Below are 11882 nucleotides of genomic sequence, written 5' to 3'. Positions count from 1 at the left end.
GATTCAAAGGATATAATAATATCAATTAATTGAATATCTAAAGGGAAAAACCCTATCTGAGTTAGACACTTTTATGGTGTCTTACTTAAGATAGGGTTTTTTTGATTTCTTAGGGAGGACCAGCTATGAAGGAATGTATTTTTATTGTTGAAAATGAGAATATTACTTTTCGCAAAGGCTTTAAAGATCTATTGGAGGTGAAATTCGGTAAAGATTATATAGTCTCGACAAAAGATAGTCTACAAGATACTTTACGTGGTGAGCCAAAACTTATAATTCTCACACAAGAGGCTTTAAAAGAAGTAAAAGCTATGGATAAGATAAAGACTTTGTACGAGTATGGTACTAAGTTCATTTTGATTAAGGAAAATGATAATGGGTTTCCTTTTGAATTAAATATGTTCAACGGTTTTTTATCCAAACGAATGCCTACTAAAGAAATGACTGAAGCGATAGAAAACGTATTGTTACATGGAACAATCTATGTTCACCCTGATATAGGTGCATATATCTTATCAAAATATAACCGATTTGTTAATGTCTTAAAAACAAAAGAAGAGATTCGGTTGTGAATGATGTAATGAAAGTTTTGTTTTATTTAAAAAAATAGTTGTATTTGTGGTATTTTGTGTTATGATTATTTTAAATTAAGTAATTGGAGTGATCATAATGGCAAATACATTGTTGGTTGTTGGTGGAAATCAAGATAAAACGTTCAAAAAAATGGGCGACAGATTTGAGCTTAAAGTGCTACATCATCCTGGAGAATCGAAAAAGTCAGGAAATAAAAAAGAATACCAAACGTTAATCAATAAGGCGGATTGTGTAGTTGTGTTAAAAGGGGCAATAAATCGTAAATCTATGATTATGGTTAAGGAGATTTGCAAAGAGCAAAACAAAACAATTGTTTATCATCAAGGACGCGGAGTAACTGGAGCAATTCAATCATCACTTGCTTATTTTGAAGGATTGTCTGCATAAAAAGGAGCTAAGATAATGTTCTTCATTACTACGGACATTAAAGGTGTAAAAGGTAAGATTTACGTATTTTATAAAATTTCTTTTTCAGATGAAAAATTTGAAAAGTATTTATTAGAATTAGCTTACCAAAAGGTAACCATACATTTAGAAATTAAAAAGCAACATTTTCATTTGTTTAGTAGAAATAAAGGAGCAAAAATCATTTTCTCTGATAGTTTGCTAACAAAGGATCAGGACTGTTTAGAGGACTATATTTTGAGCGGAACGACATTCTCCTTTTCTGAGATGGAAGAGGCATTAGAGTTTGCAAAAAATGTTAGAAAAGCAACTATATATTATTTGAGAAAGCAAGAGAAGAAGTATAAATGGAAATGCCGCCAAGTTAATTGGAGCACATATGTTAAAGCTAAATTTATGTTATGAAAGGAAGACATAAAATGATATCAGCTATGTTTCGTGATGGAAGGATTATCTCTATTAATGAATATAATGATGATCTACACAGTCAACAAATTTATTGTATCGATAAAAGCTGCAAGGCACCATTGGTTCATGTAAAAGGTAACGAAAGAACAACACCATATTTTAAAACTACAGGTAAAAATGAATCTAAGCATACTTCTTCCTGTGGATTTTACAGACCTCTATCGTTTGAAGAGAGCCTTTCGAAAATTAATGACTATCAAAGTGATTTTATAGATCAAGGGTTAAGTGAAACAGTGATTAAATTAAGTTTTAATAAATTAGACCCTGATTATGAACCTAGAAGAATCCAAAGAGAAGACAAAGATGAAGAAAAAAAGAATAAGGAAACTATTAAAATAAAAAACGAAACCGCTCCTCCTAACAGCATAAGCTCACTGAAATCTATTGTTAAATTGTTTTCCACTTATGAACCAGATATTCTTAGTAGTATTTTAATTCAAGTGAAAGGCCACAAAATCCCTATTTCCAATTTGATTTTGTCCCAAGAGGTAGCTCATGAGAAGTTATGGTCTGATATGGCTGTACTTAACCTTCCTTATTTAGTTCATGGAGAGATAGAAGCAATAAATAGAAGAGAAAAAGTTATTTACTTGAACTTTAAAAAAATTAATAATATCCCTTTTTCAATCGTTATCTTTGAAAAATACTTTAAATATTTCACTTATACGGATGAAGAATTAATCGGAAAGTACATTCTTTGTTGGGGACACCTACATAAAAATACATTTAACGATAAGAGTTTTACCAATCTACTAATTAAATCGGACGAATATATAGAAATCATTAAAAAAGGATGAATTAATTTGATCAGACAAGAAGTAATAGAAACCTTAGAAGGCAACCTAATAAAAGGGATATTTTTAGGGGGATGTTTCTCCATTCCGTTATGGATTTGTTTGATAGGTTGGATAAAGCTATTTATATCTATAATGGAATATTTTTTTGAAACGGGTTTCCCCTACATATAGAAAATTTCAACTTGTAGGAGAAACAAAAAGGTGAGGTTGTACATGAAAAGGGTGGGTTACTTAACTAAGAAAACCTCTAAAGGAAAGGTGTATTTGTATATTCGTAAATCTTATAGAGAGGGGAAGAAGGTAAAACATCAATATATATATGGATTTGGACCAATTGAAACGGCCAAAGAAAAGCTATATAAAATTTTTGAGGAAGAAATAGAATTCCCAAAAGAATTGAAGATAAATGGATTTAATCTAGATGATGTCTATGATTGGATATTAACTTTAGAAACAGGTGTAACAAAAAGTGGAAGGTTATTTGATATAGGCTGTTTTCGAAAATAGATAGGAGTATAGATATAAGATGATGAGTCAAGAAGAGAGAACAAAAATGAAAACATATGTAAGGAAAATTCTTATTTTTTTTATAGTATTGTTCATCGTAAGATCATTTATTTTTGTTCCTTTAAAGGTAGATGGAGAATCTATGAAGCCTACACTACAGAATGGTGATTTAGTTCTAATAAATAAATTTAATACACCGGATAGATTTTCAATCATAATTGCCCGTCTTCCATCAGGAGAGAAAATAGTAAAGCGAGTAATTGGGTTGCCAGGTGAAACGGTCCAATACAAGAACAATCAATTGTTTATAAATAATGAAGCTATTGATGAGGTGTTTATACCTAAAAACAAAGATATTTATACGGAAGATTATGCTTTAGTGGGGAAAGTACCAGCTGATCATTTATTTGTATTAGGGGATAATAGACAATTTAGTACGGATAGTAGAGAAATAGGAACAATTCCTATTGAAAGTGTAGAAGGCTGCATTGGAATGCGTTATTGGCCTTTAAACAAAGTGTCTATTTCAATCGGAAAGGATAGTTTTAAATGATTATTTTTCTTCTAATATGTGTTATATCGTTAATGTTTGTTATTGACTACTTGCAAAGAAATATAACGGAGTTGAAAAAAGAACAACGAAGAGACAGTTTGGAACATAGAAAAATCCAACAATTCATAAACGGAAGTAATGGTACTGAAATAAGAGAACGAAGTGGAATGAAAAATGGGCAATTGAAAGGTTACTCTAATATAAGCAGTTATGAAACTAACAAAAACTCTAATGAGTTTTTCAATAATAATTTTTATTTTGAAAATGGAAATGTCCTAAGGGAAATGATTGAAAATTCAAACGAGTCATCAAGTAGTTCTGATTATACAAACAATAATTCTTATGATTATTCATCTAGTGATTATAGTAATGACTCTTCAAGTGATAGTTCTTCATCTTTTGATTAAGGAGGAAAATGTAATGAAACAAAAAATAGCAATAATGTCCCTCAGTATTATTTTATTATTTTTCACAGCATATAGTACAGCCTCTGCAAAGGTATCTTTAGGGAAAACCGGAGGTTCTAGTGTGAAAAGTTCTTCTATTAATAGCGGTAAGGTTAGCTCAGTGAAATCAAAAACTAATACAAAAACCAATGTAAAAACTAGTCCTAGTAATATTAAAAGTAAAAATGCTGCAGCAACTGCAACTAAAGGAAAAAATAAATATAAAGGACAAGCTTATTATAAGGGGAATAATTTTAGCAAAACATTATTAACCGCTGCTGGTGTGTATTTGATTTTAGATTCTGTGACCAATGAAGGAGATCCGATATACGTTTCTGCTGAAACAGGCGAACCAGTTAAAGTTGAAGAATTGAAAGATGTAAAACCTGTTGAGGATACTGAACCGATTACTGAAGAAGAAAAGGAAGAGGCGAGCAAAAAGGTAAATAGTTATTATGAATTAATAAGGCAAGGGAATTATGGAACAGCAATTAAAGAGCTGTTACTATCTAAACCGGAAATTGAAAGTCAATTAGTGCCTGAAGATAAGAGAAATACCTCTGATATTCAACAAGTAATAAAACAAATATCCCAATTTTATACTAGCAAAGGTAATTCTGTTGCTACTTTTAGCATAGAAGATGCTAAGGAAATCGATGGAAGAAGTATTTTGTTTACTGCTTCGTTAACTGACACCAAAAAATATACCTATCAAGAAAGAATCGTTGCTATTAAGTTTGAAAATCAATGGTATTTAACTTTTGAACTAGTAGATGATGCTGTTAACCAAGTGATCGATAAACATGATTTAACCCCAAGGGAAGTAGTTACTAAATATTATAAAGAAGTAATAAATGCAAACTATGGGGCTGCAAGCACTTTAGTCTCTAAAAATCAAAGCTTTACAAAGGGGAAGACAGATGAAGAAATTAAAACTGAAATGATTGAAGCATTTAGTGAAAACGAAAACCCGTTATCATCAATAGACATACTTAAAGAGAAAAAAGAAAATGATCAAATGTATTCTTTCACAGTTAATCTAACTCATCTATATCCTGGATTTTTTGAGGATTATATAGAGAAAACAACTGAGGTTGAAATTAAAGCTTTATATGAGGGAGGAATGTGGAAGCTTAACTTTGATGATGAGAAAAAGGCAAGTAGCAAAAACGAATCCCCCTTTTTATCACTAGATGATTTAAAGATTCTGCTGCATATCGTCTTTATAGGTGCTTTATGTATTTCAATAGCGATAATGTTAAGCAATGGTTTAAAAGATCGGAAGAAGCTTAAAATGACCATTATAAAAGGGAGAAGGTAATAACATGCAAATAATATTATGGATAGAAAAAATACTGTTGGTTTTTCTTATTGGTTCATTATTATTTAAGATTCATTATTCTCGTAAATATTTGGACCAATTAAAAAATCATAAAAAGGTAAGTTTTATAAATGAAATTGATATTCCTTATGGGAAGAGCATAGGGAAAGTTATTGAGTTTTCTTTTCCTATTAATGAATATGACCCTCTGAATCCGAAATGGAATCTGATTTGGTCCATGAGAAAAGAAAATCTTAGGGTAAGTAACCGTTACTACGAAGTAAATAAAAAGAGATTTGCTTTCAAGCTGGACAATAGCAATTATTACTTATTCAGAAATGAAATTTTGATTCCTTTATCAAAAATTAAAGAAGAATATTTTGTGATTCATTTTAATGAAGAAATTATTTATTCGATTTCGTCATTGGAAGACCTCTCTAAAAAACTTTCTGAGCAGGATTTAAAAAAAGAGATAGAGAGAGTTATAGGTTTTATTAAGGAAATTTCTGAATATGCTAATGGAATTGAAAAGCAGGCTAGTCAAAAAGTAAAAATCTATCAAGATGAAAAGATGAAAGATTTATTGGAGAAACATCATTTAGCTATGGAACAAAATATAAAAAAGGTGCAATTGATCAACAAGATCAAATAAATAGAGAAGGAGATCAGGTATGTTGTTCTATATTGATGTATTGGGTGCCATTCTGAAGATACTTGGTTGGATTAAATCATTGTTAGAAATGATTGATTAGTAAAAGGAGATATTAATGTTATGAATGAAAATTAAATGTTACTATTTAGTCCAGATAGTTATTACGATGTAGTGTGAAACTATATATTACTCTCGTTGACCACTTTGGCCACCCGGACTGCTCCTTCTAGAGTCAAAGTGGTGAAACACATTAATAAGCGAACAAATTGATTCAGTTTAAAACTAGGGATGAAAGTAAAAAAAGTTTTTGTGTCTTTACTCTTGATTAAAGTAATATTCGATCGATTTATACTCCATGTGAAAAGAAAATTTAGTGATGTCTGGAGAGTGTGAAAATGATTTTAAAACCAAATTTCTATTTCATCTTGATGGGGAGTTGTTAAAAGAATAGTTCTGCTTTCTTCTTTGAAACGAAATATAAACTTACGCTTGTTCTTAATGTTATCCAAATTTAATGCAAAAAATAGCTCATCAAAATATTACTTTCAAATTCTCTTAATGCCCGACAAATTGATAACTTAAACGTCATACTGGAGAATAATACTTAGTCTTTTGAGTATAATTCGGGTGAAATTACTCTGCGTTGTTTAATTATTTGGGTATCGTATCATCAATTTTCCTTCTTATCTACTCTTGTAAATTTTAAAACTATTCTTACTAGCAATAAAAACTGGACGGTCTATAATAGCTTTTGAAATTTTTTTCATTATCTCTATTACGGATTTATAAGAAAGTCTGTATTAGTAGTTTATTATACTTTTTTGTTTTTTATTAAAATTTACTGGTAATTATAATTCAAAAATGTTATTATTTACCTGTATAGGTGTAAGAGTTCAAAGTATCATGAAAATTACAGAACTGCTTGGGCGTATACAAAAAGATGGAGATTCAGCAATTGCATAGTTAAACTAAGTAACCTAACTATAAGTTTAAAATTTAATGACTAGTCTAAAATCGGATTGTTATAAAAAATGAGCGCTTATTTTATAACAAGTTTAAAGTTAAAAATACTTCTTTTTTTAATCCATTCTTATTTATCTATTATTTACTTATTTGACTCTTTTCTAACTTCATGTCTAACTATATTCGGTAAGAAAGATTTTTATTGAATCTCTATAAATTTCCAAACTCCTATTATAAGCAAATCAAATAAAAAATCCCGTAGTAATTTACACAATAGTAATAGAAATAATTTACAAAGATATAAGAATATTAGTGTGAATAATTGAATAGTTATTAATTCAGTAATTAGGAAAATTAAAAATTTATATCTATTTTATTGGAAGGAAATCTTGTAGGAACTAAAATTTTAAAGTTATAGGAATTAATTGGTATGATGTTCAATTATTATAGTAGTTTGGAACGTTAGGAGTGCAGAGATGAAAAAAAAACTACTTATTATTAGTATTGGAAAGCATCGAGAATTTGGTGTTAAAACTATACTTAATAGAAATGATATTATTCCTATTCTTATTGAAAGTTATAATAATAGAGGATTATCGCCTTTTTTTGAAAAAACTATCTTTGTAAGAGATATTAAGAATGATAATGAAGTTTTTGAACAAATCATATCTTATCTAGATAAAGATGAGATCATTGGAGTAATAACCTATGTAGAGCATCTAGTACCTGTGGTTGCAAGAATTGCTGAAAAGTTTAGATTACCCACATTGGGATATGCTAATGCTATAAACGCTAGAAATAAATGGTTTATGAGACAGCGAATTAGAAATGAAAGATTAAATTTTGTTAATCAACCTAGATTTAAATATCTTTCAGGACCTACAGATCCACAACTTAAAAATATTGATATTTTTCCAAGTGTTATTAAACCCTTGGATATGGCAGCAAGTATAGGAGTTAAAAAAATTAGTTCTAAAACTGAACTTTTTTTCGTTATTAATAACACTCCTAATTATAATAATAAGGGATATTTATTTGAGGAATATATTGTAGGAGAAGAATATAGTGCAGAAGGATATGTACAAAAAGAGCAAATAAATTTATTATGTTTAACTAAAAAAAAGGTAGATAAAACAAATTCTAACTTTATTGAAGTAGGTCATGAATTGCCCGTAGAATTCAATTCAGAAATAGATACCTATATTTATAGTTGTGTCTGTGAGGTAATTAGTGCACTTCAATTAAATAATTGTGTATTTCATTTAGAATTCAAGTTGACGGAAGATTCTAAATTTTATTTTATAGAAATCGGTGCTAGACCCGCTGGGGGATTTATTTGTGATTTAATATATCACTCTTTGAACTATAATCTTTATGATATATTAATTGATATTTCAATTGGGAAAACAGTTAATATTCCAAGTAAAGTTCAGAAAATTCGTTTTTCAGGGGTTCGTTTCTTTTTAGATGAAATTCCTAAGTTAAACTGGATATCCAATAATAATATTTTAAATCTAAATGCTTCTATTTCAAAAAATACTAAAATAATTAATTCAAATATTGATCGTACTGGTTACGTTCAAGTCTCAGCAAATACCATTGAAGAAGTAAGAAGGATACTTTGGGAAAAAGAGAAATAAAACAAAAAATTTTATTTATTTTAAATTGCCTAGGCATATAACGATTTCTTTTTAAACAATATTTAATTTTTGTAAAACAGGATTAGATGGGAGGTATTATGTATAAATTATATTATAAAAAATATCCTTGGTTATTTTCATATTTACTCGCATCTTTAATTTCAAAGACTGGAAACAAAATGTATTTAATACTCCTTCCTATTTTAATTTATGATTATACTGAGTCTGCATTGTTAATGGGAGGTACTTTTTTCTTTCAGACATTACCTATAATTCTTTTTTCGCCTTTGATTGGAATCTTTATTGATAATTATAATAAAAAGATAATAATGTTTTTTTCGTCTATATTGCAAATATTACTTTTGTTTACTTTATTAAGTGTAGTTTATACAGACAATGTTTCCCCTACCTTAATATTCTCTATTTCCTTTTTACTATCGACTTTTGGAGTTTTTTTGGGTTTATGTAATGAAACGATTCTTCCAGAAATTAGTGAAAGACAAGACTGGCTTACTATAAACTCCCACTTTCAAGTAATAGACACTATTGCACTAATGCTTGGTCCATCAATCGCAGGAGGGGCAATATCCTTATTTGGACATGAATTAACAATAATTGTAAACATGATTACTTATCTGCCAATCATTTTTTGTATTTGGCTTCTTAAATACAAAAAAATTAATAATAGTAATAAAAAACATTATATTAAGATAGGGGAAATTATAGCAATCCAGAGACAAACTTTTAAAAAATTGTTTGATAATAAAATACTTTTGCCTATATTATTAATTTCTACATTGGCTAATTTTTCAAACGGAATCATAGAATCAATGTTCATCTTTTTTGCTAAATATGAAATGAAAATAGACTCATTTGAGATTGGAGCAATATTTTCAATCTCAGCAACTATAACATTAGTTACAGGTTTTTTTGCGAAAACTATGGTAAACAAATTTAAATATAGCAAGATAATTTTAAATACTAAATTAATAAGTGGATTGGGCGTACTACTTATGATACTTTCTCCAAGTTGGATTTTCTTGGCGGTTGGTAAATCATTATTCGAAGGGCCAACAATACTTTCTAATATTGTAAACAGAACAACAAGACAGATTTTAGTACCTATTGAAGATTTGGGGAAAATCAACTCCATATATAGGATGTTTGTATTATCTTCTTTTTCCATTTCAGGTTTAATTGCGGGTACTCTAGTAGAAACAGTAGGCTTAAAAGTTACTTTTGTAATAGCAGCACTTATATTTGTTTTTTCTTATCTACTATTTTTTCAATCATCATTAAGAAAAATAGATGAACTTTATGACAACTAGATTAGTTTGATCTTAAATCTGATTACTTTTAAAGCAAAGATAGGAAAAATTAAATAAAGAAAGCTAAAATTTATTAATAAAGTTAGAGGATAATCTCAAACTCCTATAGATAATCTCTTATGATTTGATTTAATTCAGTCTGTATTCTACGGATAATATCTTTATTATTATGTTTATTTAAATAGAAAGTGTTGATGTCTTTTTTTTGTTTAATTTTATCTATAACAGGATGGGAATCAAAATAAATTGTTCCTAACACAGTATGTGAAGATTCTAATAAATTTTCTATAGTGTAAAGAAATTTATTAGATGAAATTTGCATAGGTCCAATTTCATCTATAACAATAATTTTATTTTGATTGAGAGACTTATTGATTGAATGTATGGCAATATTCTCGAATTTTTTAATATCTATCCCGTATCGCCCCACTCTAGTTAAACTATTAGAATAAATACTTGCAAATATAGATTCAGTACCATCCAAAGAGATAACTTTAAATCCTGTTCGCTGGTAGTTAACTACGACTTCCTCAGAATAAAACCCACTAAATTTTTCGCTACCAATTTCAGCTATTATTTTCTTTAATGCCGTTGTTTTGCCTACCCTTGGTACTCCTGATAGAAAGTATTTCATAAATTTGATTCACCTCATTTTTAAATTTATTTTAGTTAATATATATATAACATTTTTAATACTAATAACCAATTTATTTTTCAATTAATTGTTATCAATCATTTTATTATAGGAGTAGGTGCATATAATAATAGAATCTATATTAAAAAATAGGCGTTATATTTTGGATGTAATTCCAAAGTGAAGTTCCTAAAAGAATAGTAAGATGAATTTTTAACATTCAATCAATTTGTAATGATATCATTTTTATAGTATATATATTCCAAGTATTGGCATTGGTTTAAGAATATCTTAAAGGGAGTGGTTACATTGAATGAAATGATAATTTTACTGTTTGGTCATTATGCTGCTTTAAAAGCAGCTAGAAAAAATGGATATAAAGTTATAAATATCCAATTAAAAGAAATGATAGGTAACAAAGATTTAAGCAATAAGGTTATCAACGAAGCCTTTCAGACTTACATTTTAGATAATGCTACACAAATAGAAGACGTTGTGAAACAAATAATCATAACAAATAAAGTAGTAGGTGTTTTATCATTTACTGACAGACATAACGGGGTGTTAATAGCAAATGAATTAAACAATAAGTATATTTTTAATAATAAATTCACTCCAAATGACTCTGTAGGTATTATAAATGATAAGGGACGGTTAAGAGAGTTTATTAGAGAGAAAAAATTGAAATCCATTCCATATAGGGTCTGTAAAAATCCAATTGAGGTAATAGAATTCTTAAAGCAATGTAATACTTCGATTATACTAAAGCCAACGAAAGGACAAGGTAGTAATAATGTGGTTAAAGTTAGCAGTGAATGCGAAGTTAAAGAATACTTTTCTGTTAACGAAAATATAGGTGAAGTTATTGCTGAACTATTTTTAGAGGGCAGAGAATTTAGTGTTGAATCTATAACTTATAATTATACAACAAAAATATTGGCTGTAACAGAAAAGCTCACAATAGGAGAAAATATACACGGAGCTAATCCGTTTGTTGAATTAAGCCACACTATTCCAGCTAAAATAGAAGATACTTTTAGATATGAGATGGAAACACAGGTTAAGTTACTATTTGATATGTTAGGAGTAGTACATGCTGCAGGTCACACTGAATTTATTGTAGGGGAAGAAGGTCCATATATAATTGAATCCCATCTTCGACCAGGAGGGGACAGTATTCCTAAACTAGTAGAACTCTATAGAGGATGTGATATACACTCATTAGTTTATGACTGTTTTTATAATAAAAGCATTCCAGAAAATTTCTGTTATTTAAAAAAGGCTTGTGTATATTTTTTTATTCCTCCATTAGGAAAAATTACGTATATTGAAATCCCGGAAAATATAAAAAATAGAGAAGATGTTCATTTAGTAGATGTGCGCTTTAAGGAAGGCGATTGGGTAAATAAAATTTCTAATACAGTGGACAGAAAATATGGACATATCATAGTTACTTCGAACCTAGATCAAGGAGTAATTGAGAAGACTAAAGATTATATTAATTCTATTATTATTAAAACTGATATAAAAGTAAATTGAGAACTTCATATTATGTTGTAGCTTGAATATAATTG

13 protein-coding genes are annotated in these 11882 nt (G+C 28.7%); 12 read left to right on the top strand and 1 reads right to left on the bottom strand.

Translation table 11 applies throughout. The annotated features are described in order from the left end of the window. Nucleotides 1-125: 125 nt before the first annotated feature. From MHH96_RS24385 to MHH96_RS24335, 11 genes are all read left to right on the top strand, one after another. A complete protein-coding gene (locus MHH96_RS24385; protein WP_047944127.1) occupies nucleotides 126-572 on the top strand; it encodes a response regulator transcription factor in 447 nt (148 codons plus the stop codon). 97 nt (nucleotides 573-669) lie between these two features. Continuing rightward, nucleotides 670-981 carry a DUF2325 domain-containing protein gene (locus MHH96_RS24380; RefSeq protein WP_047944126.1) on the top strand — a complete coding sequence of 104 codons (312 nt, stop codon included), beginning with the start codon at nucleotides 670-672 and terminating at the stop codon, nucleotides 979-981. Between the two features lie 15 nt (nucleotides 982-996). Next, a complete protein-coding gene (locus MHH96_RS24375; protein WP_341118251.1) occupies nucleotides 997-1404 on the top strand; it encodes a hypothetical protein in 408 nt (135 codons plus the stop codon). A gap of 14 nt (nucleotides 1405-1418) precedes the next feature. Then, a complete protein-coding gene (locus MHH96_RS24370) occupies nucleotides 1419-2264 on the top strand; it encodes a hypothetical protein (RefSeq protein ID WP_047944124.1) in 846 nt (281 codons plus the stop codon). A 213-nt stretch (nucleotides 2265-2477) separates the two neighbouring features. Next, nucleotides 2478-2771: a hypothetical protein gene (locus MHH96_RS24365; protein ID WP_047944123.1), complete on the top strand. Its 294-nt coding sequence runs from the start codon at nucleotides 2478-2480 to the stop codon at nucleotides 2769-2771. 19 nt (nucleotides 2772-2790) lie between these two features. Then, nucleotides 2791-3324: a signal peptidase I gene (lepB, locus tag MHH96_RS24360; RefSeq protein WP_053215780.1), complete on the top strand. Its 534-nt coding sequence runs from the start codon at nucleotides 2791-2793 to the stop codon at nucleotides 3322-3324. Then, on the top strand, nucleotides 3321-3731 hold the full coding sequence (locus MHH96_RS24355; protein WP_341118250.1) for a hypothetical protein: 411 nt from the start codon (nucleotides 3321-3323) through the stop codon (nucleotides 3729-3731). Before lepB ends, MHH96_RS24355 begins: the two co-directional genes overlap by 4 nt. Before the next feature lie 13 nt (nucleotides 3732-3744). Continuing rightward, the gene (locus MHH96_RS24350; RefSeq protein WP_341118248.1) at nucleotides 3745-5091 is read left to right on the top strand and encodes a hypothetical protein; all 1347 of its coding nucleotides are present in this window, start codon (nucleotides 3745-3747) and stop codon (nucleotides 5089-5091) included. 4 nt (nucleotides 5092-5095) lie between these two features. Next, complete coding sequence (locus MHH96_RS24345) at nucleotides 5096-5743, top strand: hypothetical protein (RefSeq protein ID WP_341118247.1); 648 nt, start codon at nucleotides 5096-5098, stop codon at nucleotides 5741-5743. A 1439-nt stretch (nucleotides 5744-7182) separates the two neighbouring features. Then, the gene (locus MHH96_RS24340; RefSeq protein ID WP_341118246.1) at nucleotides 7183-8346 is read left to right on the top strand and encodes an ATP-grasp domain-containing protein; all 1164 of its coding nucleotides are present in this window, start codon (nucleotides 7183-7185) and stop codon (nucleotides 8344-8346) included. A gap of 98 nt (nucleotides 8347-8444) precedes the next feature. Then, nucleotides 8445-9674 (top strand): MFS transporter, encoded by a 1230-nt coding sequence (locus tag MHH96_RS24335; protein WP_341118245.1) that lies wholly within the window; start codon nucleotides 8445-8447, stop codon nucleotides 9672-9674. 103 nt (nucleotides 9675-9777) lie between these two features. On the opposite strand, the gene MHH96_RS24330 is transcribed toward MHH96_RS24335, so the two are convergent. Next, nucleotides 9778-10308 carry a nucleoside-triphosphatase gene (locus tag MHH96_RS24330; RefSeq protein ID WP_341118244.1) on the bottom strand — a complete coding sequence of 177 codons (531 nt, stop codon included), beginning with the start codon at nucleotides 10306-10308 and terminating at the stop codon, nucleotides 9778-9780. 318 nt (nucleotides 10309-10626) lie between these two features. Here MHH96_RS24330 and MHH96_RS24325 point away from each other — a divergent pair, with 318 nt between their 5' ends. Then, nucleotides 10627-11847 carry an ATP-grasp domain-containing protein gene (locus MHH96_RS24325; RefSeq protein WP_341118282.1) on the top strand — a complete coding sequence of 407 codons (1221 nt, stop codon included), beginning with the start codon at nucleotides 10627-10629 and terminating at the stop codon, nucleotides 11845-11847. Nucleotides 11848-11882: the final 35 nt, after the last annotated feature.

The sequence above is a fragment of the Niallia sp. FSL K6-0212 genome, assembly GCF_038007605.1.
GTDB classification, from domain to species: Bacteria; Bacillota; Bacilli; order Bacillales; family Cytobacillaceae; genus Niallia; species Niallia circulans.
Note: the sequence above shows the minus strand (reverse complement) of the source record. Positions and strands in the feature narration are given on the sequence as shown.

Excerpts from the sequence above, each read along its gene's own strand:
- MHH96_RS24380 (WP_047944126.1), top strand. The coding sequence starts at position 670 with ATGGCAAATACATTGTTGGTTGTTGGTGGAAATCAAGATAAAACGTTC.
- MHH96_RS24385 (WP_047944127.1), top strand. The coding sequence starts at position 126 with ATGAAGGAATGTATTTTTATTGTTGAAAATGAGAATATTACTTTTCGC.
- MHH96_RS24325 (WP_341118282.1), top strand. The coding sequence starts at position 10,627 with ATGATAATTTTACTGTTTGGTCATTATGCTGCTTTAAAAGCAGCTAGA.
- MHH96_RS24365 (WP_047944123.1), top strand. The coding sequence starts at position 2,478 with ATGAAAAGGGTGGGTTACTTAACTAAGAAAACCTCTAAAGGAAAGGTG.
- MHH96_RS24370 (WP_047944124.1), top strand. The coding sequence starts at position 1,419 with ATGATATCAGCTATGTTTCGTGATGGAAGGATTATCTCTATTAATGAA.
- MHH96_RS24330 (WP_341118244.1), bottom strand. The coding sequence starts at position 10,308 with ATGAAATACTTTCTATCAGGAGTACCAAGGGTAGGCAAAACAACGGCA.
- MHH96_RS24375 (WP_341118251.1), top strand. The coding sequence starts at position 997 with ATGTTCTTCATTACTACGGACATTAAAGGTGTAAAAGGTAAGATTTAC.
- lepB (WP_053215780.1), top strand. The coding sequence starts at position 2,791 with ATGATGAGTCAAGAAGAGAGAACAAAAATGAAAACATATGTAAGGAAA.
- MHH96_RS24345 (WP_341118247.1), top strand. The coding sequence starts at position 5,096 with ATGCAAATAATATTATGGATAGAAAAAATACTGTTGGTTTTTCTTATT.
- MHH96_RS24350 (WP_341118248.1), top strand. The coding sequence starts at position 3,745 with ATGAAACAAAAAATAGCAATAATGTCCCTCAGTATTATTTTATTATTT.
- MHH96_RS24340 (WP_341118246.1), top strand. The coding sequence starts at position 7,183 with ATGAAAAAAAAACTACTTATTATTAGTATTGGAAAGCATCGAGAATTT.
- MHH96_RS24355 (WP_341118250.1), top strand. The coding sequence starts at position 3,321 with ATGATTATTTTTCTTCTAATATGTGTTATATCGTTAATGTTTGTTATT.
- MHH96_RS24335 (WP_341118245.1), top strand. The coding sequence starts at position 8,445 with ATGTATAAATTATATTATAAAAAATATCCTTGGTTATTTTCATATTTA.